The sequence below is a fragment of the Herbiconiux sp. A18JL235 genome (genome assembly GCF_040939305.1).
Classification (GTDB): domain Bacteria; phylum Actinomycetota; class Actinomycetes; order Actinomycetales; family Microbacteriaceae; genus Herbiconiux.
Genome location: NZ_CP162511.1, coordinates 916,880 through 943,291, shown reverse-complemented (window position 1 = coordinate 943,291; position 26,412 = coordinate 916,880). Strand labels below are relative to the sequence as shown.

Sequence of the window (26,412 nt, the reverse complement as noted above, 5' to 3'; positions counted from 1 at the left end):
AATGCGAGCAGTGTGCGCGACCAAGTCAGCGCGCGGGGCAGCGCGGCCCGCGGGTCAGGCGCCGCAGTACTCGGAGGCGACCTCAGCGCTGGTGGTGACGGTGACGATGACGACCTGGTCGGAGCCAATCGGCTCGAAGTTGATCGTCGACTCGTCGCCCGAGACGCGGTAGACGGTCTCGCCGCCCCGGTTCTGGTAGGTCTCGATCATGGGGTACGCGGCCTGCAGCTCCTCGACCGTCGAGCCCACGCCGATGCCCTCTGCCGTGCGCGGCACCGCCGCCGACGGGTCGAACGAGTCGACGGCGAGCGAGCGCACCGCCACGATCGGCGCCTGCGGGTCTGACTCGTCGATGCCCGACACCGCGGTGTATGCGAGCCCGTCGAGGCTGTAGCTGTCGACGCCCGCGCGGCACGTCTCGGGGGTGAGGCCGAGCTCGGTCTGCAGGGCGGGGAGGGTGCCGCCGAGACGCATCGGCCCGATGCCGTCGAGCGAGACCAGCCAGGTGCCGGGGTCGGCGGGGTCGTAGGAGTCGGCGTCGGGGATCGCCGGGGTGGGCGCGTCGGTGGGGTCGGCGCTCGCGGTCGGGCTGGGCGTCACGGTCACCGTGACGGTGGGGGCCGGCGCGGGGTCCGCACCCGAGCATCCGGATGCGGTGAGCGCCACCGCGAACGACAGAACGGTGAGCGCGAGCCCGCTTCGAAGCCTCATGAGTCCCCCTCATCGGCATCCGTGCCGTCGGATCGGTCGGAGCTGCCTGCTCAGACTCTAGGGCCTCGGGAGCGCTCGCGGCGCCGGGTGACTAGCCGCAGTACTCCTTCGGCTTCACGGCCGACGAGGTGACCTCGACGATCTGGACGGTGCCCTTGCCGTAGTCGTCGAAGTGGATGTACGTGGCGCCGTCGGTGATGCGGTAGACCGTCGAGTTCACGGCCTGGTACGGCTCGGCGTCGGGGTAGGCGGCGAGCAGCTCGTCGATCGTGGAGCCGACGCCGATGCCCTCCGCGGTGGTGGGCGGGGTGATCGACGAGCCTTCGCCCGAAGCCACGCCCTGCGAGATCACGAGACCGACCGACTCGCCGTCGGCGCCGTCGGTCGAGGCCACGACCGCCGAGCCGAAGAAGCTGTCGACGCCCGGGCGGCAGGAGTCGGTGGGCGGCACGGCCGCCTCGATGTCGGCGAGCGGGGTGCCGAGGGTGATGGGACCGATGCCGTCGAAGCCGATGGTCCAGGTGGAGGGGTCGGCCGGGTCGGGTGCGGGGGCGGGCTCGGGCGCGGCGGTCGGCGTGGCCGTGGAGGTGAAGGCCGGGGGTGTCGCGGTGATGGTGGGGACGGATGCGGTGACGCTCGGGATGGGAAACGGCGTCGCTTCGGAGCCGCCGGAGCCGGTTCCCGCGCAGCCCGCGAGGGCGAGTGCTGCCGCCGCGACGAGGCCGGCGACAGCGAACCGTGGGGCGGGGCGCCTGCGTGAGCGGGGGCTCGGGCGCGAGTTCGCGTGGATGCGGTGTGGACGCTGAGCGGGTCGCATGGGCCCACGCTACAACCGTCGTGGAGTACGTCAACGCCCCCGGAGACGTCGGTGCGCATCCGTGATGAGACGACCGTGAGGGAAAAGAAAGGACTCCCCGCGCACCCGCCAGAGCCCGGTTACCCTTGCTGCGTTTCCGCCCTGGGGGAGTTGGCCTGGATGGCGCCACACGGGGAGCCGGGCTCCAGTGTAGCAAGAGCGGGCGGTGGCCGGTGTCGGCGGGTGGTGGTTCGCTTGGAGCATGAAGATCGCCATCGCAGGAGGACACGGGCAGATCGCCCTCATCGCCACACGGCTGCTCGCCGCCGAGGGGAACGAGGTGTGGGGCATCATCCGTGACGCGTCACAGTCGTCGGACATCGAGGAGGCGGGCGGGCAGGCACTCGTGCTCGACCTGGAGCAGTCGTCGGTCGAGGCGCTGGCGGGCGAACTCTCGTCGCGGGGCATCGACGCCGTCGCGTTCGCCGCGGGCGCCGGGCCGGGGTCGACCGCCGAGCGCAAGCTCACCGTCGACCGCGACGGCGCCGTGCTGCTGGCCTCGGCCGCCGAGGCGGCAGGCGTGTCGCGCTACGTGATGGTGTCGGCGATGGCCGCCGACTCGTTCGACCCCGCCAGCGACGACGTCTTCCAGGTCTACCTGCGCGCGAAGAGCGAAGCGGATGCGGCGCTGCGCGCCTCCTCCCTCGACTACACGATCGTGCGGCCCGGCGGCCTCACCGACGACCACGCCACCGGCACCGTGCAGGTGGCCGTCGACGGGTCGACCGGGCGGGGCACCATCCCGCGAGCCGACGTCGCCTGGATCGTGGCGCGCCTGCTCACCTCGGGCGAGGGCATCGGCACGCAGTTCGAGGTGATCTCGGGCAACGTGCCGATCGCCGACGCCCTGCGCTCCCTCTGAGCGTCGCGCCGACCGGGGTGCACGACGCCGCGCCCAGCGTCGGGTAGAGTGTTCGAGGTCGTCGCGCGCAAGCCGGCGTCAGGAGAATTCGCCTAGTGGCCTATGGCGCACGCTTGGAAAGCGTGTTGGGTGCAAGCCCTCGGGGGTTCGAATCCCCCATTCTCCGCCAACACATCCTGCCCTCAGCATTCTCTGCCGCCTTCTCGCATTCGGCGCCGGAGAGCCCGTTCACTCCACCGCGAGCGCCACCACCGGGGAGATGCGGGTGGCACGGCGGGTGGGCGCGACCGAAGCGGCCAGCGTGAGCAGTGCCGCCGCCACCACCACCGCGGCCAGCAGCCAGAGCGGCACGACGGGCACCACGAAGCCACCTGTTCCCGGCAGCGAGGCCAGCAGCGACTGGGCACCCGCCCAGCCGTAGAAGACGCCGAGCAGCAGCCCGACCAGCACCGCGGCGACCGTGAGCTGTGCGCTCTCGACGGCGATCATCCGTCGCAGCTGACCACTGGTGAACCCGAGCGCGCGCAGCAACCCCAGTTCGCGGGTGCGCTGCATCACACTGAGCGACAGGTTGTTCACCATGCCGACCGCCGCGATGAGCGCGCTGAAGCCGAGCAGCACAGAGAAGATCACCACGGTGGTGAGGATGATCGCGTCGAGTTGCACCGCGCCGTCGGGGCCGCCCGGGAAGGCGGTCTCCAGCACCCTCTGATAGCTCCCCGACGCGACGGCGAACATCGTCACCAGGGTCACGCCGATCACCAGGCCGATGGTGGTGCGGGTGCTGCGTTCCGGGTAGCGCACCGCGTTCTCCGATGCCAGTCGCGCGCTGGCACCTCGCCCGAACAGGCGGCCCACGAGACGCAGGGCGGCAGGCATGACGAGCTGTGCGCCGAGCACGAAGCCGGTGAACGAGAGCACCCCGCCGAGCACCGCGGGCAGGATGCCGACCGGGTTCGCCACGCCCACGACGACACCGAGCGCGAGCAGCCCGCCGCCGAGCAGCAGCAGCACGAGCGCCGCGACGTTCCGGCCGCGACCCTTGCGGGCATCCTCGTACCGCACTTCATGGGCGCCGCCCGTCGCCTGCATCGGCGACACGTCGAGCACCCGGCGCGAACCGGCCCAGGATGCCGCCCAGGTGGTGACCACCACGACGACCACGGGAAGCACGATCACCGGCTGCACCCACTCGTAGGACAGCACGGGCGCGAGTCCGCTCGCCATCGCGACGGCGACGAGGCCCGCGCTCACCAGCACGCCGAGGAGCGCCCCCAGCACCGCGCCCACGACCCCGACCAGCAGCCCCTCCCCCGCCACGGCGCGGCGCCGGCTCGTCGCGCTCGCGCCGAGCAGTCTGAGCAGGGCGATGGTGCGGGTGCGGCCCGCGATGATGGTGGCGAAGGTGTTGGCCGTCACGACCGCCCCCACGTAGGTGGCGATGACGATGAAGACCCCGCCGAGCAGAGCCAGCACGAAAGCGACCGTGGAACTCGAACCGGTGACGTCGTCGGCCGCGATGATGGCCGTGAGGTGCCCTGTCACCGACAGCAGCGCGACGCCGAAGGCCGAGGAGAGGGTGGCGACCAGGATGCTCGGCGCATGCTCGCGAAGGCGGAAGCGGTTCACGCGACGCCCTCCATCCCCAGCATGTACCGGCTGATCTCGGCGGCGCTCGAGCGCCCGCGCTCTTCGGCGATGCGCCCATCGGCCAGGAACACGATGCGGTCGGCGTAACTCGCTGCCACCGGATCGTGGGTCACCATGGCGATGCTCTGCCCGTACTCCGAGCTCGCCGTGGCGAGGAGCGACAGCACCTCCCGCCCCGTGCGCGAGTCGAGGTTGCCGGTGGGTTCGTCGGCGAACACCAGGTCGGGGCGCGACCCGAGGGCACGCACGATCGCGACCCGCTGCTGCTGGCCCCCCGACAGCTCGTGCGGACGGTGGCGGAGTCTCGGCGCGAGCCCCAGCGACGCGATGAGGCCGTCGATGCGCAGCCGCTCCTCCGCCGTCGGCCGGCGGCCGTCGAGCTCGAACGGGAGCAGGATGTTCCCCTCCACATCGAGGGTCGGGACGAGGTTGAACGACTGGAACACGAACCCGACCCGGCGCCGCCGGATTGCCGTGAGCTCGCGGTCGCCGAGGGCGGAGATGTCGGTGTCGCCGATCCACACCCGCCCCGAGGTCGGGGTGTCGAGCCCGGCCATGATGTGCATGAGGGTCGACTTGCCCGATCCGCTCGGGCCCATGATCGCGGTGAACTCGCCGCGCCGGATGCCGACGGACACGTCGTCGAGCGCTGTGACGGCGGTGCTCCCCCGGCCGTAGGACTTCGTGAGCTGCGTGACCCGGGCGACGAGGCCGAGGTCGGTGGGTGTGATCTGCATGCTCCGACGCTACGAACCGGCGGCCGGGCGGCGCGTCGGACCACGGGACGACGACCGTCCATCGCTGGGATGACCTTCGAGGCCCGCGCAGACGGCCGCGCACCGCGCGCCGCCCGCCGCGCGCCGCCCGCCGCGCGCCGCCTCAGCTCAGGCGGTGCTCGTGCGCGAACACGACGAGCTGCACCCGGTCGCGCAGCTCGAGCTTGCCGAGGATGCGGCTCACATGCGTCTTCACCGTCGCCTCGCTCACGAACTCGGCCCGCGCGATCTCGGCGTTGCTCAGCCCGCGGGCGGCGAGCCTGAAGATCTCCTGCTCCCGGGCGGTGAGACGGTCGAAGGAACGTGGTTCGCTCGGGCCGGCCGGGGCGGCAGGAGCATCCGTCGCCCTGTCGGAGAAGTGCTCGATCAGCTCGTGCACCGCTGAGGCGGCGATCACCGAGGTGCCGGCGTGCACCGTGCGGATGGCGGCGAGCAGGAACTCGGGGTCGGCGTCTTTCAGCACGAAGCCGCTCGCCCCGGCCCGGATGGCGCGAGCCGCCGCCTCGTCGAAGTCGAAGGTGGTGAGCACGATGACCCGCACGGTGCGGTGCGCGGCGTCGGCGGCCTCGAGGATGCGCCTCGTCGACTCGATGCCGTCGAGCACGGGCATCCGCACGTCCATCAGCACGACGTCGGGGAGGGCTGAATCGGCGAGGGCGGCACCCGCCGCCCCGTCGGCGGCCTCCCCCACGAACTCGAGGTCGGGTTGCGAGGAGACGACCATGCGCAGGCCCGCCCGGAAGAGCGCCTGGTCGTCGACGAGGGCGACCCGGATGCGCGCGGCGGCGGGGGCGGTCATGCTCGGCCCCCCGAGACGTCAGGGACGGTCGGGACGGTCGGGACGGTAGGGATGGTGAAGTCGACGACGAAGCCGTCGTCGCGGGGTCCGGCGGAGAGGGTTCCGCCGGCCAGCAGGGCGCGCTCGCGCATGCCGTCGATGCCGTGCCCCGGGGCCTTGACAGCGGCATCCGCTCGGTCTGTCGTGGCGACCCGGTTGATGACGACTCCCGAGACCCTCTCGGGCAGCCAGGCGAGTTCCACCCTCGCTCCTTCGCCGGAACCGTGGCGGAGGGCGTTGGTCAGCGCCTCCTGCACGATGCGGAAGACCGCGATCTGCACGCCGGCCGGAAGCCCGGCCGGGCTTCCGCTCTCGACCAGATCGACCGGAAGGCCGGAGGCGCGCAGCTGGTCGTAGAGGCGGTCGAGGTCGGAGAGCACGGGCTGCGGGCCGGGAGCCTCGTCGTGGCGCAGCTGCGCGAGCAGCAGGCGCACATCGGCGAGCGCCTCGCGCGCCGTGGAGGAGATCGCGACCAGCGAGGAGTCGACGGCGTCGGGATCGGTCGCTCGGGCGTAGCGCGCACCATCGGCCTGGGCGATCACCACAGCCAGGGAGTGGGCGACGACGTCGTGCATGTCGCGGGCGATGCGGTTGCGCTCCTGTTCGATCGCCACGGTCTGCTCCGCCAGGGTCTCCCGGCGGCGGCTCTCCCGCGCGGCCGACCAGGTGCGGGCCAGGAGCCCGAGCGTCCAACTGAGCACCAGGCTCGCCGCGGAGGCGGAGAGCAGGATCGTCGCGGTCACGACCACCCGGGAGGGCTCCGGCGGGGCGACCTCCCCCACGATCGCGCTCCGGTAGGAGACCGCCGTGAGGTAGCCGGTGGCGACCAGTGCGCCGAGAACCGCCGAAGCCAGCCCCACCCATTTCATCGCTGCTGTGCCGCGGCGTGCCGTCGCATAGAGCACGGGAAGGATGGCGAGGTTCGCGATGTCGGGCGGCAGCACCGATGCGAGCTGCACGACGGCGCCCAGCCAGGCGACGCCGAGTGCGAGCGCGGGGCTCAGCCTGCGCAGGGCGAGGGCGACGCCCATCGCGACGACGACGACCGTGAGGGCGATGCCGTCGATGCCGATCGCCACCCGGAGCAGCACGCACGCGGCGGCGAGGCCCACGTCGATCGCCAGCTGCGCCGGACGGAGGGAGCGGATCATGCCTTTCACGCTACGGTCTGCGCCGACGATGCTCGAGGCGCTCGACGGCGAACCCACGGAAATCATCCTCGAGATGTACACGGCAGGCGTGCGCACGACGGAGTATCCGGTCGCACACGGGTCGAGCATCCGTCGTGCGGAAGCCTTCGCAGAAGCTCCCTTGCGAGGCGTGGTGGGCCAGTGCTAGCGGTCGCCCGCCTCGATGGCGGGGATGGCGGCGGGGTCGGCGCCGTCGAGGAAGTCGGTGAGGCGGCTGACCTCGTCGGTCTCGCCGATGCCCTCGGCTGCGCGGCGGAGCATGTAGAGCGACAGCAGCACGCCCCGGTTGCCCTCGTGCGACCACGGCACCGGGCCCTGGCCCTTCCAGCCGCCGCGGCGGAGGGCATCGAGACCGCGGTGATAGCCGACGCGGGCGTAGGCGTACGACTGCACGAGTTCGCGACGCGACCAGGCACGGTCGGCGAGCACGGCCCAGGCGAGCGAGGAGGTGGGGTGGTCGCGCACCGTCTGCTCGAGCACGTCGTCGACGTCGAAGCCGATGGCTCCGGCGAGCGCCTCACGCACGGCCGGGTCGTCGGTGAGGTAGGTCGGGGGCACGCCCAGGAGGTTCTCGCTGCTCATCCTTCGATCGTACCCGCGCCGCGCAGGGGCCCGGAGAACGACGAGACGCCCCGGCCTGCACGACCGGGGCGTCTTCTGGAATCGAACTGGAAATGCGGGGCGGGGCTCAGTGAGCCCGGGCTCCCGTCACCTTCTGAATCGAGCCCGATGCGATCTGGCCTGTCATAGTCGACTCCTTTCGTAGGTGGTTCCACCGAAGAGGTGGATGCCCTATTCAACGCCTCCGTGCATCCGTTGTAAAGCACTTCTCGTGCGCTCACGGCGAAACGGGCGAGAGACGCTACCCGTTGTCGCCGCCCGTGTCGACGGCGGCGTCGTTCGGCCCCTCGCTCGACCCCTCGGAGTCGAGCGCTCCGCCCGACCCGCCCGACCGGTCGAACGGCAACCCGGCCGACCCCGTGACGTCGGGCATGTCTTCACCGTGGCGTCGCGTGTAGGCGCGGTGCTCGGCGCGCGCGTCGTCCATCTTCTGCGACAACGCCGCGTAGGCGGTGGTGAGGCGTGGAACGCGCCGGATGACGTCCATCACCAGACGGAACCGGTCGAGGTCGTTCAGCATGAGCATGTCGAACGGCGTCGTGGTGGTGCCCATCTCCTTGAACCCGCGTACGTGGATGTTCGCGTGGTTCGTTCGCCGGTAGGTGAGGCGGTGGATGAGCGACGGGTAGCCGTGGAAGGCGAACACGACGGGCTTGTCGACGGTGAACACCGCGTCGAACGACTCGTGGTCGAGGCCGTGCGGATGCTCCGACTCGTCTTGCAGGCGCATCAGGTCGACGACGTTCACGAACCGCACCGCGAGGTCGGGGATCTCGTGCCGGAGGATCTGCACCGCCGCCATCGCCTCCACGGTCGGGATGTCGCCGGCCGCGGCGACCACCACGTCGGGCTCCTCGCCCGGGCGCTCCGTGCCCGCCCACTCCCACACGCTCAGGCCGCGGGCACCGTGCGTGCGCGCCTCCTCGAGGGAGAGCAGGCTGGCGGTGGGCTGCTTGCCGGCGACGATCACGTTCACGTAGTCGCGGGTGGCGAAGCAGTGCTCGGCGGTGACCAGCAGGGTGTTCGCATCCGGCGGCAGGTACACCCGCACGACGCTCGCCTTCTTGTTGACGACGTGGTCGAGGAACCCGGGGTCTTGGTGTGAGAAGCCGTTGTGGTCTTGCCGCCAGACGTGGGAGGAGAGGAGGTAGGTGAAGGAGGAGACGGGGCGCCGCCACTCCACCTCGGCGCTCGACTCCAGCCACTTCGCGTACTGGTTGAACATGGAGTCAACGATGTGGATGAAGGCCTCGTACGAGGTGAACAGCCCGTGCCGGCCGGTGAGCAGATAGCCCTCGAGCAGGCCCTGGGCGAGGTTCTCACTCAGCACCTCGATGACCCGCCCGTCGCGCGCGAGGTTCGCGTCGGTGTCGAGCACCTCGCCCTCCCACTGCTTCGCGGTGACCTCGTACACGTCGTCGAGGCGGTTCGACGCCACCTCGTCGGGCCCGAAGATGCGGAAGGTGTCGGGGTTCTCGGCCATCAGGTCGCGCAGCCACCGGCCGAGCACGCGCGTGGGTTCGACCACGACGCCGCGCCCCTCGGAGACGTCGACGGCGTGCGGCTCGAGCGGCGGCAGCCCGAGAGACCTGCGCAGCAGACCGCCGTTCGCGTGCGGGTTGGCACTCATGCGCAGCTGACCGCTGGGCCGGGCGGCGTCGAGCACGGCCGAGGGCCGGCCGTCGCGTTCGGCGTCGAACAGCTCTTCGGGGCGGTAGCTGCGCAGCCACCCCTCCAGCTGGGCGAGGTGCTCGGGATTGTCGCGCACCCCCGACAACGGCACCTGGTGGGCCCGCCACGTGTTCTCGACGGGGAGGCCGTCGACGGTCTTCGGGCCCGTCCAGCCCTTGGGGGTTTTCAGCACGATCATGGGCCAGGGCGGGCGGGTCGAGTCGGAGCCGTCGCGGGCGGCTGCCTGGATGGCGACGATGTCGTCGAGCGCCTCGGAGAGCACGGCGGCGAAGCGCTCGTGCACGAGCATCGGATCTTCGCCGTCGAAACCGCCCTCGACGATCCGGGGCGAATAGCCGTAGCCGATGAACAGCGACCGCAGTTCGTCTTCGGGGATGCGGGCAAGCAGGGTGGGGTTGGCGATCTTGTAGCCGTTGAGGTTGAGGATGGGGAGCACCGCCCCGTCGCTCGCTGGGTCGAGGAACTTGTTGAGGTGCCAGCTCGTGGCGAGCGTCGCCGTCTCGGCCTCCCCGTCGCCGATCACGCAGGCGGCGATGAGGCCCGGGTTGTCGAGCACCGCCCCGTAGGCGTGGACGAGAGAGTAGCCGAGCTCGCCTCCCTCATTGATGGACCCGGGGGTCTCGGGCGCCGCGTGCGACGGGATGCCGCCCGGGAACGAGAACTGCCGGAACAGCCGCGAGATGCCCTCGCGGTCGAAGGGGATGCGCGGGAAGAGCTCGGAGTAGGTCTCGTCGAGCCAGGCGTTCGCCACGACACCCGGGCCGCCGTGCCCCGGGCCGGCGAGGTAGATGACGTCGCAGCCGCGCTCGACGATCTGCTTGTTGAGGTGCGCCCACACCAGGTTGAGCGCGGGGGTGGTGCCCCAGTGGCCGAGCAGCCTCGGCTTGATCGACTCGGGCGTCAGGGGTTTCTCGAGGAGGGGGTCGTCGCCGAGCAGGTAGATCTGCCCGACGGAGAGGTAGTTGGCCGCGCGCCACCAGGCGTCGACGACCTCGAGTGCAACAGGGTCGGTGGTGCTGTGCTCGCTCATGGCCCCAGCCTAGGAAGGCGCGCCGACCGCGGCCAGGGGTTGTGGAGAACGAGTGCACAGTGCGCCCCCTGTGCATTACTCTCGGGCCAGCCGCTCGAATCTGGGAGAACCGTGACCGCTGCATCACCCGACGCCGTTCCCGCGCCCGGCGGTGCGCCGCATCCGGCACCCGACGCCGCCCCGGCGACAGGTCAGCAGTTGCTGCTCGCGATCCCCGCGCTCCTCGTCGGAGCGGTGTCGGCGCTCATCCTGTTCGGGCTCGACGAGCTCTCGGAGTGGCTGGAGGGCCTCATCTGGCACACCTTCCCCGCTGCGACGGGCCTCGACCCGTCGAACGGGTTCTTCATCTTCACGGTGCTGACGACGACGGGCATCGCGGTGGGCCTCGTGGTGTGGCAGCTTCCCGGCCACGGCGGCCGCGACTCGGCCACCACCGAGCTCATCGCCGCCCCGCTGCCACTGCGCTCCCTGCCGACGCTCGCCCTCGTGGCCACCCTCGGCCTCGCGGGCGGGGTGAGTCTGGGGCCGGAGAACCCGATCATCGCCATCAACGCCGGCCTCATGGCTGCGGTGGTGGGGCGGATGTTCCAACGGGTCCCCGTGCAGCTGACGGTGATGATGGCGGCGGCCGGCACCGTCGGGGCGCTGTTCGGTACGCCGGTTGCCGCCGCGCTGGTGCTGACGGGCATCGTCGCCGCGTTCCCGCGTGGCGGCGCGCTGTGGGACAGACTGTTCCTGCCCCTCGTCGCCGCCGGGGCCGGCTCGGTGACGATGCGGCTCCTCGCCAAGCCGACCTTCGAGCTGCCGCTGCCCTCCTACGACACGATCGCGCCGATCGACCTGGTGAGCGGGGCGGGCATCGCCGTCGCCGCCGCCGTGTTCGGTGTCATCTGCGTGGTGCTGTTCCGGGCGTTGCACCGCCTCTTCCACGGCTTCGGCAACCCGCTCGTCTACATTACGCTCGGCGGCGTCGTGCTGGGGCTGCTCGGCGCTCTCGGCGGCGAGATCACGCTGTTCAAGGGGCTCGCGCAGATGGGCGAGCTCATCTCGAACTCGAACGAGTACTCGGGCCTGCAGCTGCTGTCGATCTTCGGCGTGAAGCTGATCGCGCTCGCGGTGGCGGGAGCGTCGGGCTTCCGCGGCGGGCACATCTTCCCCGCGGTCTTCCTCGGCGTCGCGTTCGGCATGTACGCGACCGTGCTGATGCCGGCCGTCCCGCTCACGCTCGCCGTCGGGGCAGGGGTGCTCGGCATGGTTCTCGCCATTGCCCGCGACGGGTGGATCGCGCTCTTCGTCGCGACGCTCATCACGGGCAGCGTGGTGGCGCTGCCCCTCCTGTGCATCGCCATCCTGCCCGCCTGGCTGCTGGTCTCGCGTGCTCCGGAGATGGTGGTGGCCGAGGTGCCCGACACGAACCGCGTGCACAACCCCTTCCGTCGCCGCCCGGTGCTCTGACCTGGCCGGCTCACGGGTGCGGGCTGGGTGTTGGCTGAGTCGTGTCCCCCGGACGGCCGCTGTCGCGCCCCGAACGGGGCACGTATCCTGAAGCCATGGGTGAGGGAGAGCGGGGTGGAACTCTGCCCTCGGGCGGGGTCGACGCCTCCGTCCCTGCGCACGGCGCGCGGGCGGCGGGCGAGCCGGCAACCCGGCGGGAGCCTGGTGACGCCCGAACGCTCCGGCCGCGGTCGCAGCTCATCCGGCAGACCCGGCTCGTGGTCGCCGCGCTGACGCTGCCGATCCTGGCGGCGATGCTGTGGTTCGCCATCCCCCGCGGCAGCTGGCCGCGAGTGATCATCGCCGCCCTGTTCATCCTCGCCCTCTACCTGGCCGCGGTGGCGCTGCTGCGAGGGGTGAGCATCCGCCTCGAACGCGACGGACTCATCGAGCGGGGCTTCTTCGTGCACCAGAACCGGGTGCCGGCCAAGCGCGTCGCGACGGCGCTCATCGTCGACATCTACCGCGGGGCGACCACCGAGACCACCCGGCAGCTCTTCCTGCTCGACACTCTGGGCGAGCCGTTGCTGCGCATGCGCGGGGAGTTCTGGTCGAACGACGACATCGACGCCGTGGCCACAGCCTTCGGGGCACCCGTGCAACGCCTCGACGACCCCATCACCGCCGACCGGCTGCGCAGCGAGATGCCCGAACTCATCTACTGGTTCGAGCGGTGGCCGTGGGCAGGACGGCTCGCGGTGGCCGGCACCATCGCCCTGTTCACCCTCGTGCTCATCGCGCTCATGTCGCCGGCGAGCCTCGTCATCGCCTGAGCCTCTCGCCTAACATACCGGGTGGGGGTATGCTCGGAGGAGGCCGCCGAGTGGCGGTGTCGAGCCGTGGAGGAGTTCACCATCATGCACAGCGAGGGAATCCGCGACCTGGGACTGACGACGCGCGGGGGTGACGGATGCGCGTGCTGCGCACCCGGGGGCCATCACTCCGATCACGCGGTCGCCCTCGACACCGTGGGCGACGGAGCCGTCACGACGCTGATGGTGGAGGGCATGACCTGCGCGCACTGCGTCTCGAGCGTCACCGAGGAGGTGTCTGAGGTCGAGGGGGTCGGGTCGGTCAGCGTCGAGCTCGTGGTGGGCGGGGCGTCGACCGTGCGCGTCATCGCCGCCGGCGACGCACGGCCCGACGCCGACGCCCTGCGCGCGGCCGTCGAGGAGGCCGGCTACACGCTCGCCCCGCGGCCGTGAGCACTTTCGACGTCGAACTCGACATCGGCGGCATGACCTGTGCGTCGTGCGCGAACCGCATCGAGCGCAAGCTCAACAAGCTGCCCGGCGTCGAGGCCACCGTGAACTACGCCACCGAGAAGGCGCGGGTGCGCAGCGACGGAGTCGAGACCCCCGAGCTGGTCGCCGCCATCGAGGCGGCGGGTTACTCGGCGTGGCTCCCGGCGCCGGCCGATGCGCCGAGCACCTCCCTCATCGACGGGGGCGCCGCATCCGCCTCCTCCCCGCTGCGGCACGGCAGCGATGCGGCAGAAGGAGCGGCCGGCCGCTCCGCCGCCGACCGGGCAGCGCGCGTTCTGCTGCGGCGGCTCGTCGTGTCGGGGGTGCTGGCGGTGCCCGTGGCGCTGATGTCGATGGTGCCCGTGCTGCAGTTCGACGGCTGGCAGTGGGTCGCCCTCGCGCTCGCGACCCCTGTGGTGGTCTGGGGTGCGCTGCCGTTCCACCGCGCGGCGGCGGTGAACGCTCGCCACGGGACGGCCACGATGGACACGCTGATCAGCGTGGGGGTGCTCGCCGCCTACGGCTGGTCGCTCTACGCGCTGGTGTTCGGCTCCGCCGGCCGGCCCGGCATGCACATGTCGTTCACGCTGCTCGGCACACCGGAGGGCGGAGCCGACGAGATCTACCTCGAGGTGGCCGCGGCGGTGACCGTGTTCATCCTCGCCGGGCGCTTCATCGAGTCGCGGGCGAAGAGGTCGTCGACCGAGGCACTGCGGGCGCTGCTCTCGCTCGCCGCGAAAGACGCGTCGGTGCTGCGCGACGGGACGGAGCACCGGGTCGCGACCGACGAGCTTCAGGTGGGCGACGTCATCGTCGTGCGCCCGGGCGAGAAGATCGCCGCCGACGGCGTGGTGCTCGAGGGCGCTTCCGCCGTCGACACGAGCCTCGTCACCGGGGAGTCGGTGCCGGTCGAGGTCGCGCCGGGGTCGCGGGTGACGGGGGCCACCATCGTGGCGGGGGGCAGGCTCGTCGTCGAACTCACCCGGGTGGGCGCCGACACCGAACTTGCGAGGATGGGGCGTCTGCTGGAGGAGGCGCAGACAGGCAAGGCGCAGGCGCAGCGCCTCGCCGACCGCATCTCCGGAGTGTTCGTTCCCGTCGTGATGGCACTCGCGCTCATCGCCTTCGGCGGCTGGCTTCTCGCCGGGGCGTCGCTCGACATGGCGTTCACGGCGGGAGTGGCGACCCTCATCATCGCCTGCCCGTGCGCGCTCGGCCTCGCGACGCCGACGGCACTGCTCGTGGGAACGGGGCGGGGGTCGCAGCTCGGCATCCTCATCCGCGGGCCACAGGTGCTCGAACAGACCCGACGCGTCGACACGATCGTGCTCGACAAGACCGGCACGGTGACCCGCGGCGAGATGACGGTGCGGGAGGTGGTGGTCGCGGAGAACGGTGCGCTCGGCGCGCCTCGTGGAGCTTCGGGCAGAGGCTCGGGCGCAGCGCCGGGCGGAGACGCTGACGGGGACTCGGGCGCAGCTCGGGGTACATGCTCGGACGCTCCTCCCGGCGCAGCCGCGGACGCGGGGGTCGCCGAGCTGCTGGCCCTCGCGGCGACCGTCGAGGAGGGCTCCGAGCATCCGGTGGCCCGGGCGATCGTGCGGGCCACCTCCGGCGGCGCCCCGCGGGCCGACGGCTTCGAGGCACATGCCGGAGCAGGAGTGCAGGGCGTGGTCGGCGGGCGAGCGGTCGCCGCCGGCAGGCTGTCGTGGCTGGCCGACCGGTGGCGGGTCGACACCGGGCCGCTCACCGCACGCGCAGCCGCACTCGAGTCGCAGGGAGCGACCGTCGTCGCCGTCGCCGCCGACGGCGTCGCGCTCGGACTCATCGCCGTCGCCGACACCGTCAAGCCCACCAGCGCCCGAGCCGTCGAGGAGTTCCGGGCACTCGGGCTCACGCCCGTACTGCTCACGGGAGACAACCCGGGGGCAGCCGCCTCCGTCGCCCGCGCCGTGGGCATCGACGACGTGAGGGCGGGAGTGACGCCGGCCGGCAAGCTCGACGCCATCCGGTCGCTGCAACGGCAGGGGCACGTCGTGGCGATGGCCGGCGACGGAGTGAACGACGCAGCGGCGCTCGCCGCCGCCGACCTCGCGCTCGCCATGGGCGACGGAACCGACGCAGCCATCGCCGCCGGCGACATCACCGTCATCGGGGGCGACCTGCGCACCGCGGCCACCGCGATCCGGCTGTCGCGAACCACCCTCGGCATCATCAAGGGCAATCTGTTCTGGGCCTTCGCCTACAACGTCGCGGCGATCCCCCTCGCCATGTTCGGCCTTCTCAACCCGCTGCTCGCGGGGGCAGCCATGGCCTTCTCCTCGGTCTTCGTGGTGACCAACAGCCTGCGCCTGCGTCGCTTCAGCTGACCCGCCCCGCGCATCCGCTCGGCCGTGGAGAACCCGCCCCGCGCATCCGCTCGGCCTGCACGCGCGAAGTGCCCGAAACCCGCGGGTTTCGAGCACTTCGCGACAGAGACCGGCCCAGGCCGGCGGATGCGCGCCGACGCTAGGTGCGCTGCTTGCGTGCCCGCGTGGTGCGTTCGCCGTCGACGTTGAGCTTGCCCTCCGAGACGGCCGAGAGCGGGTTGGTGATGGCCTCGAGCGGCTTGCGTTCGGCGTTCACCCCGAAGATGAACGAGATGACACCGCCCACCACCATGAGCAGGCCCGCACCGATGTAGCCGATGGTGATGGGGCCGCGGTCTTCGCCGTCGCCGATGAGAGAGGCGAACAGCAGGGGGGCGACCGATCCGGCGATCTGCGCGATCGAGAAGAAGTACGAGATGACCTGCGAGCGCATCTCGAGCGGGAACAGCTCGCTCACCGTGAGGTAGGCGGAGGATGCGCCGGCACTCGCGAAGAAGAACGCGACGCACCAGAACACGGTCTGCGTGGTGGCGTTCAGCACATCCGCCTGGAACAGGAAGCCCGAGACGGTGAGGATGATGCCCGACAGCCCGTAGGTGAGCAGGATCATCTTGCGCCGGCCCCAGGTGTCGAACAGCGGGCCGAGCACCAGCGGGCCGATCAGGTTGCCGATCGCGAAGGGGAAGAAGAAGTACTGCACCGCATCGTTCTCGACCCCGTAGAAGTTCTGCAGCGCCAGCGCATAGGTGAAGAAGATGGCGTTGTAGAGGAACGACTGCGTGATCATCATGGTGAGGCCCACCACGGTGCGGTTCGGGTAGTCGCGGATGAGCACGCTCGCGATCTTCATGAACGGGATGCGGTCGAGCGGCTTCACCTCGATCGCCTGGTCGTCGGGAACCGGGTCGAGCTTCTTGCCCGACTCCTTCTCGACGCGGGCCTCGATGTCGTCGACGGTCTTCTCGGCGACATCCTCCTTGCCGTGGGTCATCAGCCAGCGCGGGCTCTCGGGGATGTGCCGGCGCATGTAGATCATGACGAGGCCGAGCACCGGGCCGATGAAGAAGGCGAGGCGCCAGCCGATGTTCTCGGCGAAGTTGTCGGGGTTCAGGAAGAACAGGTTCGCGACCGAGCCGAGTGCCGCGCCGCCCCAGTAGGTGCCGTTGATGGCGATGTCGATGCGGCCGCGGTAGTGGCTCGGGATGAGTTCGTCGATCGCCGAGTTGATCGCCGCGTATTCGCCGCCGATGCCGAGGCCGGCGATGAAGCGCATCACGAACAGGAACTCCATGTTCGGGCTGAGGCCGGCGAGCGCCGACCCCACGAGGTAGATGGCGAGGGTGATGATGAACAGCTTCTTGCGCCCGAACCTGTCGGAGAGTCTGCCGAACACGAGCGCGCCGACCACCTGGCCGACCAGGTAGATGGTGCCGGCGAGGCCGACCTGCGCGGAGTCCATGCCGAGTTCGGCCTGGAAGCCGTTCGAGGCGATGATCTGGATCTCGAGGCCGTCGAGGATCCAGGAGACACCGAGGCCGAAGACGACCATCCAGTGGAACCTCGTCCACGGCAACCGGTCCATCCTCGCCGGAACGAGGCTCCTCACCGTCCTCGGTGCCTGGTCGGGTTCTTTCGACCTGCCGGCCGCATCCGTGTTCGACGACATGACTACCTCCGTCTGAATCTCGCGTCGTGCGTCTCGCTTGTGCCGGTCGGTCACGGGGCGAATGCGAGGGACGCCGGCGGCTCGACCGACCGTACGCCTAGGTCAACAAAATCGCACGGGTGTTTCTCAGCTTCGGTCTTGCCGCGTCGCAGCGGGCGTGGGGTCGCGCTGGCGGGCAGGGCCCTCGCGACACCTCCTATCAGGCGCGGCGGAGCTCCTGCTCGGTCGAGAGCTCCGACGGCTACGCCTGAGCAGGGCCGCCAGGAGGAACACAGGGTAGCGCAGCTCCATCGCGCCAGAGTAGGGCGGAGTGACGTGGCGCAGGCATTATCCACAGAACCCGATGTAGGCCGTCGGTAGTGCACAGGTCGCCGTCATGAGACCTCGACAGCCGTGGCCGGCGCAGCCCGGCGCGGTCGCACCGGTGCGCGGGCGCAGCGGTCTGGCGTGCGCCGAGCTCATTCGGGGTAGCCGAAGCTCCACGGGAGTGGCGCGTAACCCGGCACCAGGAAGGTGGCGCGCACGCCAGGGAGGGATCGGTCGTCGGGCATGAAGAACAGCTGCAGCACGCGGCCGTCGTCGAGCACGACCCAGCGAGTGATGGTGACCGGGTGGGAGAACACGATCATGTCGTCGGTGAGCCCGCCGGCGTAGTGAGGGCTGGCGACGATGCCCGCGAAGGCGCCCCAGTCCTGCGAGGGCATGTAGCCGCTGCTGGTCACGGTGAGCCTGCCGCCCGGAGCGGTGCTCGCCGCCGCCAGCGGAGTCGCCGCCGCCACCGCGACGACCGGCGCCGCCCACGCCGCGCTCCTCAGCACCGCCCGCCGCGTCGCGCCTGCACCCTGGCCGCCCCGTGCGTCCTCGATCGCCCTCGACCCCTGCATCCTGCTCCCCCGCTCGTCCCCCTCACGCTATCGACGCCGTCACCTCAGCCTCCGCGCACCCGGTAGTTCTTACTACCGGAGCCGCCCCAGAACGACGGATGCGCGTCCAGCACCCACACGGATGCTCCCTTCGTCACGACCCCGATGGCCTGCGCCCCACGAGCAGTGCGGTCGTCACCGATGCGACCGCGGCGGCGATGGCGGCGGCGAGCACGGTCAGCCAGGGAGCAGTGTGGCTGGTGAGGTCCCACACGCCACCCAGGACGGCGACCGGTGCGACGGTGAGGATCGCCCCGAGGAGTGCGCGGCGCACGCGCGAGGTCGGCCGGGCCGAGGTGATGGCCCACGCGATCACTCCGCCGACCAACGCTGCTCCGCCGAAGACGAGGGCCACCATGGCTGCAGCGAGGATTCCGAAGGCGATGAAGCCGCGCTCATCGGCCGGGGTACGGCGGATGAGCTCGATCGCGAACCCCGCCGCGGACACGACGCCGACCGCCAACGCTGCGAACAGCGTCGCCTTCAGATGCGGCAGCGCGGCCCCGTGCCCATTGTCATCCGGCCCGCCGATGCCCGCGACCCTCCCGTGGTCGTCACCACAAGCATCCGTGCGACCCTCGACGACCCCCATCGGTGCTCCCTTCGGCCGCGGCGTGGATGCGCTCATCGTCCCACGGCGCCGGCGATCGGATGCGCAGGGGCGCCGTAGTGGTCGACTTATGTCGAGGAGGGTTGTAGCGTCGGGGAATGGGGAAGATGTCGTGGGCGGCGTACGCGCTGGGAGTCGTGATCGTGGTGGTGCTCGTCGTGATGAGCCCTGAGGCTGGGCCGCTCTTCAAGTCGATCGTCGTCGCCACGACGCTCTTCGTGGGCGCGATCATCGCGGCGTTGAACGAGATCGCCCGGGCGATCGCCGGACGACACACCCACCACCCGTCTGCCACCCACACAGCCTCGAGCGTCGCCGAGGTCGAGGCGCCCGCCTCGAGAGCCTGAACGCCGGCCTCTCGCGACGAGGGCTAGCGTCGAAGGATGGGAGTTCCCGAGGCGACGGAGCGGCTGCGGTTCCGGCAGATGGAGGAGCGCGACCTGGATGCGATGGCCGGGTTGCTGGGTGACGCCGAGGTGATGCGCTACTACCCCGCCCCGAAGTCCCGCGACGAGGCGTCCGCCTGGATCGCGTGGAACCGACGCAACTACGAGACCCTCGGCTTCGGGCTGTGGATCGTGGAGACGCACGACGGCGGATTCGTGGGCGACTGCGGACTCACCGTGCAGCACCTCGGCGGCGCCCCCGTCGTCGAGGTCGGCTACCACATGCGCGCCGAGCTCCACGGCCGTGGGTACGCAACCGAGGCCGCGACCGCCTGCCTCGAGTTCGCGCGGCAGCACACGACCGCCGATCGAGTGGTGGCGATCATCCACCCGCAGAACCGCGCCTCGCAGCGCGTCGCCGAGAAGATCGGCCTGACGCGCATCGACGACGACGGCGCGGGTGAGGCCAGGCGGATCGTGCTGGGGCTCGCGATGCCGCGGCCCTGAGGCGGCGACGATGGTGGGGCTGCCGAGCCTCGCGAGCTAGGCCCGACCGTGTCAACCCCGTGGCCGCGGCGGCGGAGGGGTGCAGGCTGGAGAGGGTGGAACAACGAGGCGACTTGAGCGCGGGAACGACGACGCGGCGCACGCCCACGGTGGTGATCGTTCCCGGCATCGGGATGTCGCACCGCTACAGCAGGCGGCTCGCCGCCGAGATCGGGCGCACTGGGTCGGTGCTGACCCTCGATCTCCCGGGCTTCGCGGGGCACCGGATGCCCGACGGAACCCTCCCGCCGCCTCAGCACCTCACCGTGCCGCACCTCGCCGATGCCGTGCTGCGCGCCCTCGGCGAGCACGACATCGCCGACGCCGTGCTCGTCGGCCACTCGATGGGCGCTCAGATCGCAGCCGAGGCGGCTGCCCGCGAGCAGGCGACCGTGCGGGGAGAGACCGCGCGCCACGAGTCCGAGGGGAAAGAAACCGTGCACGAAGGTTCCGTGCGCGGAGGTTCCATGCGTGGAGGAGCCGTTCCTCGCATCCGGGGCCTGGTGCTCGCCGCCCCCGTCGTCGACCCGAGCCGGCGCAGCGCCGCGCAGCAGACGGCCGACCTGCTGCGCGACACCCTCTTCGAGACGCCCACCTCGGTCGCCCTCATCGCCGCCGACTACCTGCGCACCCGCCCACGTCGCTTCGGTGCGGCCCTCAGACGGATGCTCGACTACCGTCTCGAAGACACCGTCGCAGGGTGGAAGGGCCCGGTGCTCGTGCTGCGCGGGAGCAACGACCCCATCGCCCGGCGCGAGTGGTGCGAGCAGCTCGCGCACCGTGCAGCGCACGGCGCCCTCGTCGAGCTCGACGGCCCGGGCCACGTGCTGCAGCACACCGACGCCCCGCGGGTGGCGCGCGAGATCGAGGCGTTCCTCGCCCTGCGGGTCGGCGGCATCCGCGCATGAGCGCCCCCGTCAGCCTCCGCGCCTTCGCCGAGGGCGTCACGAAGGACTATGTGGTCGCCGCCGCCCTGCAGCTCGGCGGCTGGGCCTCCCGCATCGACCCGGCGCGCTACGCCTCGGGCACCGAGCGCCCCTGCATCGCCCTGCCCGGCGTGTACGAGACGTGGCACTTCATGCGCCCCATGATCGAGGCCCTCCACCGTCGCGGGCACCCGGTGCACGTGGTCTCCGCGCTGCACTGCAACCGCCGCCCGGTGATCGACAGCGCTGAGCTCGTCGCCCGCTTCATCGCCGACCGCGGCCTCGACGACGTGTTCATCGCCGCCCACAGCAAGGGCGGGCTGATCGGCAAGTACGCCATGCTGAAGCTCGATCCCGACCACCGTCTGGTGCGCATGGTCGCCGTGGCCACCCCGTTCTCGGGCAGCCGATACGCCCGCTGGGCGCCGAACAGCACGCTGCGCGCCTTCCGCGCCGACGACCCCACCACGGCCCTCCTCGCCTCCGAAGACCTGGTGAACGAGCGCATCGTGTCGGTCTTCAGCAGCTTCGACCCGATCGTTCCCGAGGGCAGCGAACTGCCCGGAGCCCACAACGTGCGGCTGCCGTCGGGCGGGCACTTCGACGTGCTGCGCGACCGGCGGGCGATCGACATCGTCACCACCGAGGCGGCGCGGCCCTCCGCTAGGAACTGCGACCACTGAGGTGGAGTCATGGCTCCTTCCGTCCTCACCGGCGCCGGGGCAGAACGGATGCGCGCCCTCCGTGAACGACCGACAAGCATGCCACGATGATCCACCGTGTCAAGGCCGGTGCGAACTCCTCTGGGAGCCGTTCACTGGGAGAGTGACCGATATCGCCCGCCGACCCTCCGCATCCGCTCTTCTCGACTCCGGGCACGCCCCGAGGCGTGAGACGATCAGGGTCGCATCGGTGCCCTCCGGTCACGTGTACGTGCGGCACCTCTCCCCCGTCGACGGCGGCCCGGGAGAACCCGAGACGGCGACCGCTCGCGAAACCGCCCCCGTGCACCGCCTCCCCGACCCCCACCCCGACGACCCGCGCCGCTCGGCTGTCGAGCGCTGGTGGCCCCCGGCCATGCTGCAGGCGGAGTGGGTGCACGAGCACGCCGACGAGTTCGACGTGTTCCACCTGCAGTTCGGCTTCGACGCCCGCACCCCCGACGAGCTGCGCGAGCTGACCGAGGCGCTGCGCCTGCACCGCAAGCCCTTCGTCTACACGGTGCACGACCTGCGCAACCCGCACCACCCCGACCGCCGTGAGCACGACGCGCAGCTGGATGTGCTCATCCCCGCCGCCGACGCCCTCATCACCCTGACCTCGGGTGCGGCCGCCGAGATCGAGCGTCGCTGGGGGCGCCACGCGACGGTGCTGCCGCATCCGCACGTCGTCGATCTCGAGACGATGCGGGAACGTCAGGCGGGGCGGCTGAACCCCGATGCACCCGCTTCGCCCTCGCCTTCGCCCGGGCGCCTCCGGCCGGTGCGGGTGGGCGTGCACGTGAAGAGCCTTCGCGCCAGCATGAACCCGGGCCCGGTGATCGAGGCGCTGGTGGAGGCCCTCGACGGCATCCCCGGTGCGGTGCTGCAGGTCGACGGCCACTCCGACGTGCTCGACGCCGCCGGCTCCCGCTTCGACCCCGAACTGGCGGGGCTCCTTCGCCGGCGCGAGGAGGAAGGGGCGCTCGAGCTGCACGTTCACGACTTCTTCACCGACGACGAGCTGTGGGCCTACCTCGACTCACTCGATGTGTCGGTGCTGCCCTACCGCTTCGGCACCCACTCGGGCTGGCTCGAGGCCTGCCGCGACCTCGGCACCGCGGTGGTCGCCCCTGACTGCGGCTACTACGCCGACCAGGGCCCGGTGCACTCGTACCACCACGACGAGTCGGGCCTCGACGAACAGTCACTCGCGCGCGCTGTGCGTGCCGCGGCGAGCGCACCCCCGCCGCAGCCCGCGAGTCCGGATGCGCGTGCCCGCCAACGAGACAACGTCGCCTCCGCGCACCTCGCCCTCTACCGCGGGCTGCTGCAGTGAGGGGGTTGCGGGTCTGCCTCATCGCGTCGAGCCGTTTCCCCATCGCCGAGCCGTTCGCGGGCGGCCTCGAGGCCCACACCCACGCCCTCGCCCGGGAACTCACGGCCCGCGGCCACGAGGTGACGCTGTTCGCCTCGGCGGGAACCGACCCGGCGCTCTCGGCGACGACCCTTCCCGTGCATCCGTTCAGCTCGTCGGAGACCGCGCGGTCTGATGTGGCGGCGCCCCCCGAGCACTGGATGCAGGAGCACCACGCCTACCTCGGACTCATGCTCGAGCTGGCCCGCTCGGGCGGCTCGCGCTTCGACGTCGTGCACAACAACAGCCTTCATCACCTGCCGGTGGCCATGTCAGAGACCCTCGACATCCCGATGGTGACGACGCTGCACACCCCGCCCACGCCGTGGCTGGAGTCGGCGATGCGTCTCACCCCGTCGGCGAGGTGCGTCGCTGTGAGCCGGTTCACGGCCAGGCAGTGGAGAGGGAGCACCTCCGCCTCCGTCATCCTGAACGGGGTCGACACGGCACGTTGGCGGCCGGGCCCCGGTGGCGACGCGGCGATCTGGTTCGGCAGGCTGGTGGCCGAGAAGGCACCCCACCTCGCGATCACGGCGGCGAAGCTGGCCGGGCTGCGGCTCGATCTCGCGGGCCCGGTGTTCGACCGGGCGTATTTCGCCGAGCACATCGAACCGCACCTCGACGAGCGCATCCGGTACCTCGGCCACCTCGGGTCGCGGGAACTGGCGCACCATGTGGGGCGGGCGGCGGTGACGGCGGTCACCCCGACCTGGGAGGAGCCGTACGGGCTGGTGGCGGCGGAATCGATGTCGACGGGCACGCCGGTGGCGGCGTTCGCCCGCGGCGCGCTGCCCGAGATCGTCTCGGTCGACAGCGGGCGGCTCGCCGCCCCCGACGACGTGGAGTCGCTCGCCGTCGCCCTCGTGGAGGCCTCGGCGCTCCCCCGCGACGCGGTGCGCCTCCACGCTCTGCGCACCTGCTCGATCGGCGCGATGGTGGAGCGGTACGAGCTTCTGTACGAGGAGTCGATCGCGCTGGAGCGCGCCGCATGATCGGGTACTACGTGCACCACGTGGGCCAGGGCCACGCCGTGCGGGCGACGGCGATCGCCGCTCAGCTCGACGAGCCGGTGACGGGTCTGTCGTCGCTGCCGAGACCCGCCGGCTGGCGCGGCCCGTGGGTGCAGCTGCCGCTCGACGACACCGAGCCGGTGGACCGGGCGACGACGGATGCGGATGGCCGGCTGCACTGGGTGCCGCTGCGCCACGAGGGGCTGCGGCGGCGGATGGCGCGCATCGCGTCGTGGATCAACCGTGCCGGCCCGACGGCTGTCGTCTCGGACGTCTCGATCGAGGTCGCGCTGCTCGCGCGGCTGCACGGTGTGCCCGTGGTGTCGTTCGCCCTGCCGGGCCGGCGCGACGACGAGGCCCACCGGCTGGGTTTCGCCGCGTCGAGCCTCATCCTCTCCGCGTGGCCGGCGGGGGCCGCCGGGATGCTCGAGGGGCTCGACGATGCGGCGCGGTCGCGGCATCTTCCGGTCGGTGCCATCTCGCGCTTCGCGACCGCAGCCGGTCGGCACGCTCAGCCCCACCCCACCACGGCGCCGAAGCGGAGGCCGCGCGTGCTCGTGCTGAACGGGCGGGGCGGGGGCGGGGTCTCCGACGAGTCGCTCGAGCGGGCCCGTCGCGTCGCGCCCGGATGGGACTGGACCCTCGTCGGCGGCGACGCCTCCTGGGTCGACGACCCGTGGCCGCTGCTGCGCCGCACCGACGTCGTGGTCACCCACGCCGGTCAGGGCGCGATCGCCGACGTGTCGGCGGCCCGGCGGCCGGCGGTCGTCATCCCGCAGCGCCGCCCCCACGACGAGCAGCGCCATACCGCCGCCGTGCTCGAGGCGGGCGCCTGGCCGGCCGTCGTCGCCGAGAGCTTCGACTCGGCCGACTGGGGCGAGCTGCTCACGCAGGCCTGCGAGAGCGACGGTTCGGCGTGGCGAAGCTGGAACGACGGCCGTGGCGCCTCCCGGGCCGCGGCTGCGATCGCGGCGGTCTCGGCGGGTGGAGCGGGCGCGACGAGCGGGGCGGGCGCGGCAGCCGAGCCACTCGGAGCGCGCGCCTCCGACACCCCACCGCCCGCCACCGCGGCCGGCGACGGCCCGTCCCTGGAGCTCGCCTCATGACCCGCACCGCCGTCATCACCGTGGTGCGCGGCCGCCACGACCACCTGACCCTCCAGCGGGAGGCGCTCGCCCGGCCGGGCGCGCATCCGTTCCTCCATGTCGTGGTCGCGATGGGGGACCCGGGGCTCGAGGCGCTGCCGGCGCTCCACCACCCCGACGTGGTGGTGAGGCACGTGCCGGCTTCCCGCACGCTTCCGCTCGCCCGGGCACGCAATGTGGGCGCCGCCACCGCCACCCTGCACGGTGCATCGACCTTCGTCTTCCTCGACGTCGACTGCGTACCCGCGCCCGGGGCGATCGATGCCTACGTGGCTGCCGCCGAGCATCCGGCCACCGCCGACCGGCTGCTCTGCGGGCCGGTCACCTACCTTCCCGCGCCCGGCCCCGGCGGGTACCGGCTCGACGAGCTGCCGGCCCTCGACAGCCCGCACGCCGCCCGGCCGTCACCCGCGCCGGGCGAGGTGGAGCTCGGCGGGCCGCACGAGCTGTTCTGGTCGCTCTCGTTCGCGCTCACCGACGAGGTGTGGCGGCGGATCGGCGGATTCCACGAGGGTTACTCCGGCTACGGGGGCGAAGACACCGACATCGCCTTCACGGCGCGGATGCGCGGTGTGCAGCTGGCCTGGATCGGCGCCGCCCGCGCGTACCACCAGCACCACCCCGTGACCAGCCCGCCCGTCGAGCACCTCGACGACATCCTGCGCAACGCGCGCACCTTCCACGACCGCTGGGGCAGCTGGCCGATGCAGGGCTGGCTCGACCGGTTCGAGCGCGACGGACTCATCGAGCGCGACGCCGACGGCTACCGGCGGCGGCTCGTCGCCGACGCCGCGTGAGGGGCGACGCGCGGCCCGGAACCCGCGCCCACGTGCGCGCCGGCATCCGCGCCGATCCCCGGGTGAAGCCGCGGGAACGGAGCCGCTGGGTGCGGCTGTGGCGGCTCTGGCGCACCCGACAGCCGGTCACCTTCACCGAGAAGGTGCGGTACAAGATGCTGCGCGACCACCGGCCGTTGCTCGTGACCTTCGCTGACAAGGCCGCGGTGCGCGACTACGTCGCCGCCCGCATCGGGCCCGAACACCTGCCGCACGCGTTCGCGGTCGTCGACGATCCGGTGCGGCTACGCGAACTCCGGCTGCCCGACCGCTTCGTGGTGAAGCCGACCCACGGCAGCGGCGCCGCCATCGTGGTGAGCCCCGACGCGCCCGCCGGTGCCGAGCTGCCCGAGGCCAGGTGGAGTTGGGTCTACCGGCACGTGCGGCCCGAAGCCGTCGACGGCGGTCATCTGGCCGCGATCGGAGCCCATTGGTCGTCGCAGTTGTACGGACAGGGACCGAACCGCGAGTGGGCCTATGGTCACGTTCCCCCGCGCATCCTGGTCGAGGAGATGCTGACGGATGAGGGCGGCGGCATCCCCGACGACGTCAAGCTGTTCGTCTTCCACGGCCGCTGCCGGTTCATCCAGGTCGACACCGCCCGGTTCGCCGGCCGCACGCAGGATTTCTACACGCCCGACTGGGAGCACCTCCCGCTGAGTGGCGGACCGCCCTGGGCCGACCCCCCGCACCCTCGCCCCGACCGCCTCGACACCCTGATCGCACTCGCCGAGCGCCTCGGCGAGGACACCGATTTCGTGCGCGTCGACCTCTACCTCCTCCCCGACCGCATCGTCTTCGGCGAGCTGACGAGCTACCCCGCCGGGGGCGACAGCCCTTTCCACCCCGCCTGGTTCGACATCCAGTTCGGGCGCCACTGGACGGTGCCGCGCCGCTATCGCTGACACGTGGGGGC

Annotated in this window: 25 protein-coding genes, 1 tRNA gene and 1 other RNA gene; 15 read left to right on the top strand and 12 right to left on the bottom strand. The window is 71.7% G+C overall.

The window, feature by feature from the left end:
- Positions 1-54: 54 nt before the first annotated feature.
- From ABFY20_RS04375 to ffs, 3 genes are all read right to left on the bottom strand, one after another.
- A complete protein-coding gene (locus ABFY20_RS04375; protein WP_368498722.1) occupies positions 55-711 on the bottom strand; it encodes a hypothetical protein in 657 nt (218 codons plus the stop codon).
- A 91-nt stretch (positions 712-802) separates the two neighbouring features.
- A complete protein-coding gene (locus ABFY20_RS04370) occupies positions 803-1,528 on the bottom strand; it encodes a hypothetical protein (RefSeq protein WP_368498721.1) in 726 nt (241 codons plus the stop codon).
- 85 nt (positions 1,529-1,613) lie between these two features.
- Positions 1,614-1,710: signal recognition particle sRNA small type (gene ffs, locus ABFY20_RS04365), an RNA gene on the bottom strand.
- A gap of 59 nt (positions 1,711-1,769) precedes the next feature.
- Between ffs and ABFY20_RS04360 the strand changes: the two genes are divergently transcribed.
- Both ABFY20_RS04360 and ABFY20_RS04355 read left to right on the top strand, forming a co-directional pair.
- Positions 1,770-2,429 carry an SDR family oxidoreductase gene (locus tag ABFY20_RS04360; protein ID WP_368498720.1) on the top strand — a complete coding sequence of 220 codons (660 nt, stop codon included), beginning with the start codon at positions 1,770-1,772 and terminating at the stop codon, positions 2,427-2,429.
- A gap of 81 nt (positions 2,430-2,510) precedes the next feature.
- Positions 2,511-2,598 (top strand) — tRNA-Ser (locus tag ABFY20_RS04355).
- 59 nt (positions 2,599-2,657) lie between these two features.
- On the opposite strand, the gene ABFY20_RS04350 is transcribed toward ABFY20_RS04355, so the two are convergent.
- The 6 genes from ABFY20_RS04350 to ABFY20_RS04325 form a co-directional block, all read right to left on the bottom strand.
- A complete protein-coding gene (locus tag ABFY20_RS04350) occupies positions 2,658-4,058 on the bottom strand; it encodes an FtsX-like permease family protein (RefSeq protein WP_368498719.1) in 1,401 nt (466 codons plus the stop codon).
- Positions 4,055-4,816, bottom strand: a complete 762-nt coding sequence (locus tag ABFY20_RS04345; RefSeq protein ID WP_368498718.1) for an ABC transporter ATP-binding protein — start codon at positions 4,814-4,816, stop codon at positions 4,055-4,057. Before ABFY20_RS04345 ends, ABFY20_RS04350 begins: the two co-directional genes overlap by 4 nt.
- Positions 4,817-4,958: 142 nt before the next feature.
- The gene (locus tag ABFY20_RS04340) at positions 4,959-5,654 is read right to left on the bottom strand and encodes a response regulator (protein ID WP_368498717.1); all 696 of its coding nucleotides are present in this window, start codon (positions 5,652-5,654) and stop codon (positions 4,959-4,961) included.
- Positions 5,651-6,844, bottom strand: a complete 1,194-nt coding sequence (locus ABFY20_RS04335; protein WP_368498716.1) for a sensor histidine kinase — start codon at positions 6,842-6,844, stop codon at positions 5,651-5,653. Before ABFY20_RS04335 ends, ABFY20_RS04340 begins: the two co-directional genes overlap by 4 nt.
- 183 nt (positions 6,845-7,027) lie before the next feature.
- On the bottom strand, positions 7,028-7,465 hold the full coding sequence (locus ABFY20_RS04330) for a DUF3151 domain-containing protein (protein WP_368498715.1): 438 nt from the start codon (positions 7,463-7,465) through the stop codon (positions 7,028-7,030).
- Between the two features lie 280 nt (positions 7,466-7,745).
- The gene (locus ABFY20_RS04325) at positions 7,746-10,226 is read right to left on the bottom strand and encodes a phosphoketolase (RefSeq protein WP_368498714.1); all 2,481 of its coding nucleotides are present in this window, start codon (positions 10,224-10,226) and stop codon (positions 7,746-7,748) included.
- 111 nt (positions 10,227-10,337) lie between these two features.
- Here ABFY20_RS04325 and ABFY20_RS04320 point away from each other — a divergent pair, with 111 nt between their 5' ends.
- The 4 genes from ABFY20_RS04320 to ABFY20_RS04305 all read left to right on the top strand — a co-directional run bounded on the left by ABFY20_RS04320 (position 10,338) and on the right by ABFY20_RS04305 (position 15,333).
- A complete protein-coding gene (locus ABFY20_RS04320; protein ID WP_368498713.1) occupies positions 10,338-11,681 on the top strand; it encodes an ion channel protein in 1,344 nt (447 codons plus the stop codon).
- 95 nt (positions 11,682-11,776) lie between these two features.
- The gene (locus tag ABFY20_RS04315) at positions 11,777-12,493 is read left to right on the top strand and encodes a hypothetical protein (protein ID WP_368498712.1); all 717 of its coding nucleotides are present in this window, start codon (positions 11,777-11,779) and stop codon (positions 12,491-12,493) included.
- A gap of 84 nt (positions 12,494-12,577) precedes the next feature.
- Entirely contained in the window at positions 12,578-12,925 is a 348-nt protein-coding gene (locus tag ABFY20_RS04310; protein ID WP_368498711.1) for a heavy-metal-associated domain-containing protein, read from the top strand.
- Positions 12,922-15,333: a heavy metal translocating P-type ATPase gene (locus ABFY20_RS04305; protein ID WP_368498710.1), complete on the top strand. Its 2,412-nt coding sequence runs from the start codon at positions 12,922-12,924 to the stop codon at positions 15,331-15,333. Before ABFY20_RS04310 ends, ABFY20_RS04305 begins: the two co-directional genes overlap by 4 nt.
- A 139-nt stretch (positions 15,334-15,472) precedes the next feature.
- Here ABFY20_RS04305 and ABFY20_RS04300 read toward each other — a convergent pair whose 3' ends face one another.
- From ABFY20_RS04300 to ABFY20_RS04290, 3 genes are all read right to left on the bottom strand, one after another.
- The gene (locus ABFY20_RS04300) at positions 15,473-16,999 is read right to left on the bottom strand and encodes an MFS transporter (protein ID WP_368498709.1); all 1,527 of its coding nucleotides are present in this window, start codon (positions 16,997-16,999) and stop codon (positions 15,473-15,475) included.
- A gap of 458 nt (positions 17,000-17,457) precedes the next feature.
- Complete coding sequence (locus ABFY20_RS04295) at positions 17,458-17,883, bottom strand: hypothetical protein (RefSeq protein WP_368498708.1); 426 nt, start codon at positions 17,881-17,883, stop codon at positions 17,458-17,460.
- Positions 17,884-18,016: 133 nt separating this feature from the next.
- On the bottom strand, positions 18,017-18,514 hold the full coding sequence (locus ABFY20_RS04290; RefSeq protein WP_368498707.1) for a hypothetical protein: 498 nt from the start codon (positions 18,512-18,514) through the stop codon (positions 18,017-18,019).
- Between the two features lie 116 nt (positions 18,515-18,630).
- Here ABFY20_RS04290 and ABFY20_RS04285 point away from each other — a divergent pair, with 116 nt between their 5' ends.
- The 9 genes from ABFY20_RS04285 to ABFY20_RS04245 all read left to right on the top strand — a co-directional run bounded on the left by ABFY20_RS04285 (position 18,631) and on the right by ABFY20_RS04245 (position 26,401).
- Positions 18,631-18,879, top strand: a complete 249-nt coding sequence (locus ABFY20_RS04285) for a hypothetical protein (protein ID WP_368498706.1) — start codon at positions 18,631-18,633, stop codon at positions 18,877-18,879.
- A gap of 36 nt (positions 18,880-18,915) precedes the next feature.
- The gene (locus ABFY20_RS04280; protein ID WP_368498705.1) at positions 18,916-19,425 is read left to right on the top strand and encodes a GNAT family N-acetyltransferase; all 510 of its coding nucleotides are present in this window, start codon (positions 18,916-18,918) and stop codon (positions 19,423-19,425) included.
- Positions 19,426-19,538: 113 nt separating this feature from the next.
- Positions 19,539-20,372 carry an alpha/beta fold hydrolase gene (locus ABFY20_RS04275; RefSeq protein WP_368498704.1) on the top strand — a complete coding sequence of 278 codons (834 nt, stop codon included), beginning with the start codon at positions 19,539-19,541 and terminating at the stop codon, positions 20,370-20,372.
- Positions 20,369-21,073, top strand: coding sequence for an esterase/lipase family protein (locus tag ABFY20_RS04270; RefSeq protein ID WP_368498703.1), 705 nt, complete (start codon positions 20,369-20,371; stop codon positions 21,071-21,073). The genes ABFY20_RS04275 and ABFY20_RS04270 overlap by 4 nt, the downstream gene beginning before the upstream one ends.
- 142 nt (positions 21,074-21,215) lie before the next feature.
- A complete protein-coding gene (locus tag ABFY20_RS04265; RefSeq protein WP_368498702.1) occupies positions 21,216-22,427 on the top strand; it encodes a glycosyltransferase family 1 protein in 1,212 nt (403 codons plus the stop codon).
- Complete coding sequence (locus tag ABFY20_RS04260; RefSeq protein WP_368498701.1) at positions 22,424-23,497, top strand: glycosyltransferase; 1,074 nt, start codon at positions 22,424-22,426, stop codon at positions 23,495-23,497. Before ABFY20_RS04265 ends, ABFY20_RS04260 begins: the two co-directional genes overlap by 4 nt.
- Complete coding sequence (locus ABFY20_RS04255) at positions 23,494-24,621, top strand: glycosyltransferase (protein ID WP_368498700.1); 1,128 nt, start codon at positions 23,494-23,496, stop codon at positions 24,619-24,621. Before ABFY20_RS04260 ends, ABFY20_RS04255 begins: the two co-directional genes overlap by 4 nt.
- Complete coding sequence (locus ABFY20_RS04250; RefSeq protein WP_368498699.1) at positions 24,618-25,457, top strand: glycosyltransferase family 2 protein; 840 nt, start codon at positions 24,618-24,620, stop codon at positions 25,455-25,457. Before ABFY20_RS04255 ends, ABFY20_RS04250 begins: the two co-directional genes overlap by 4 nt.
- Positions 25,454-26,401: an ATP-grasp fold amidoligase family protein gene (locus ABFY20_RS04245; RefSeq protein WP_368498698.1), complete on the top strand. Its 948-nt coding sequence runs from the start codon at positions 25,454-25,456 to the stop codon at positions 26,399-26,401. Before ABFY20_RS04250 ends, ABFY20_RS04245 begins: the two co-directional genes overlap by 4 nt.
- Positions 26,402-26,412 lie beyond the last annotated feature (11 nt).

Excerpts from the sequence above, each read along its gene's own strand:
- ABFY20_RS04310 (WP_368498711.1), top strand. The coding sequence starts at position 12,578 with ATGCACAGCGAGGGAATCCGCGACCTGGGACTGACGACGCGCGGGGGT.
- ABFY20_RS04335 (WP_368498716.1), bottom strand. The coding sequence starts at position 6,844 with ATGATCCGCTCCCTCCGTCCGGCGCAGCTGGCGATCGACGTGGGCCTC.
- ABFY20_RS04375 (WP_368498722.1), bottom strand. The coding sequence starts at position 711 with ATGAGGCTTCGAAGCGGGCTCGCGCTCACCGTTCTGTCGTTCGCGGTG.
- ABFY20_RS04285 (WP_368498706.1), top strand. The coding sequence starts at position 18,631 with ATGGGGAAGATGTCGTGGGCGGCGTACGCGCTGGGAGTCGTGATCGTG.
- ABFY20_RS04340 (WP_368498717.1), bottom strand. The coding sequence starts at position 5,654 with ATGACCGCCCCCGCCGCCGCGCGCATCCGGGTCGCCCTCGTCGACGAC.
- ABFY20_RS04315 (WP_368498712.1), top strand. The coding sequence starts at position 11,777 with ATGGGTGAGGGAGAGCGGGGTGGAACTCTGCCCTCGGGCGGGGTCGAC.
- ABFY20_RS04250 (WP_368498699.1), top strand. The coding sequence starts at position 24,618 with ATGACCCGCACCGCCGTCATCACCGTGGTGCGCGGCCGCCACGACCAC.
- ABFY20_RS04255 (WP_368498700.1), top strand. The coding sequence starts at position 23,494 with ATGATCGGGTACTACGTGCACCACGTGGGCCAGGGCCACGCCGTGCGG.
- ABFY20_RS04300 (WP_368498709.1), bottom strand. The coding sequence starts at position 16,999 with ATGTCGTCGAACACGGATGCGGCCGGCAGGTCGAAAGAACCCGACCAG.
- ABFY20_RS04360 (WP_368498720.1), top strand. The coding sequence starts at position 1,770 with ATGAAGATCGCCATCGCAGGAGGACACGGGCAGATCGCCCTCATCGCC.
- ABFY20_RS04330 (WP_368498715.1), bottom strand. The coding sequence starts at position 7,465 with ATGAGCAGCGAGAACCTCCTGGGCGTGCCCCCGACCTACCTCACCGAC.
- ABFY20_RS04295 (WP_368498708.1), bottom strand. The coding sequence starts at position 17,883 with ATGCAGGGGTCGAGGGCGATCGAGGACGCACGGGGCGGCCAGGGTGCA.
- ABFY20_RS04370 (WP_368498721.1), bottom strand. The coding sequence starts at position 1,528 with ATGCGACCCGCTCAGCGTCCACACCGCATCCACGCGAACTCGCGCCCG.
- ABFY20_RS04290 (WP_368498707.1), bottom strand. The coding sequence starts at position 18,514 with ATGGGGGTCGTCGAGGGTCGCACGGATGCTTGTGGTGACGACCACGGG.
- ABFY20_RS04270 (WP_368498703.1), top strand. The coding sequence starts at position 20,369 with ATGAGCGCCCCCGTCAGCCTCCGCGCCTTCGCCGAGGGCGTCACGAAG.
- ABFY20_RS04325 (WP_368498714.1), bottom strand. The coding sequence starts at position 10,226 with ATGAGCGAGCACAGCACCACCGACCCTGTTGCACTCGAGGTCGTCGAC.
- ABFY20_RS04280 (WP_368498705.1), top strand. The coding sequence starts at position 18,916 with ATGGGAGTTCCCGAGGCGACGGAGCGGCTGCGGTTCCGGCAGATGGAG.
- ABFY20_RS04345 (WP_368498718.1), bottom strand. The coding sequence starts at position 4,816 with ATGCAGATCACACCCACCGACCTCGGCCTCGTCGCCCGGGTCACGCAG.